The 963-nt window shown below is 75.6% G+C and carries 1 protein-coding gene; it reads right to left on the minus strand.

The genetic code is table 11. The annotated features are described in order from the left end of the window. A partial coding sequence (locus ACLEQD_RS44245) for a DUF4388 domain-containing protein (RefSeq protein WP_410391908.1) occupies positions 1 to 963 on the minus strand: 963 nt, incomplete at both ends.

The raw sequence follows: 963 nt of genomic DNA on the forward strand, positions 1-963 counted from the left end.
GGGCACGCTGCCGGACGGACGGGCACCCGGGCCCGCCGTGGGCGCGGCACCAGGAGGACGGGGCGCCGCTCCAGGCGCGGCGGTGGCCGTGGGGCCCGAGGCCGGAGGAGGCGCCGCCGCTGCCTGCGTGCGCGAGGCCGCCGCGAACGAGACGCCGTTCAGCTCCTTCAACAGGAACGCCACGCGCAGCAGGTGCTCCGCGTCCTGCGGCACGTCCTGGAGCAGCTGCCCCAGCGAACGCACCCCGTCGATGAAGGCGAGCGCGCGCACCTCGTGCGGCGTCAGGCGCAGGTCGCTGGAGGCCACCCGGCCCCCGGACTTCATGATGGGCATGGGCAGCACGTAGGCCAGCCGCCGCTTGAGGTCCGCCGTCGGCATGCGGCGCACCTGGTCGCTGAGCAGCGCCCAGCGGTTGCCCAGCGGCATCGCCTTCTGCGCCGCCAGGTCGCGCGCCTCGAAGGAGAACGTCCCGGACTCCGCTCGCAGCGCCTTGCCCAGGATGCCCAGCGCCCGCTGCGCCAGCTGCGTGAACGCCGTCGCCGGCTGGAGCAGCCCCAACCCGAACAGCGCCGCGAGCAGGTCACCCCCGAAGCGCTCCTTGGCGCCTTCCGCCTGCTGGAGCTGCTCCGCCGTCAGGAGCCGCGCCCCCAGCAGCGACACGCCCAGCGCGTCCTCCGCGTGCGACGAGTCCACGAACTCCGGGCTGCCCTTGCGGAAGTGGATCGACAGCGTGCGGTCCGAGAGCCCCAGCGTCAGCAGGCCCGTCTGCTCGCCCGCGGCGATGCGCCCATAAAGCTGCATGGGCGAGTACTGCTGGAGCTGCCCCTGCGGCGGCACCGTGTTGGTCCCGTCATCCGCCGGAGGCTGCGGCGTCTGGGGCGCGGCCGGACGGGCCGCCGTGGGCGCCCCGGCGGGAGCACCCGGTGGACGGGCCGCCGCGACAGGAGGACCCACGGGCCGCGC

Source organism: Corallococcus sp. 4LFB (assembly GCF_046520365.1).
Taxonomy (GTDB): Bacteria; Myxococcota; Myxococcia; order Myxococcales; family Myxococcaceae; genus Corallococcus; species Corallococcus caeni.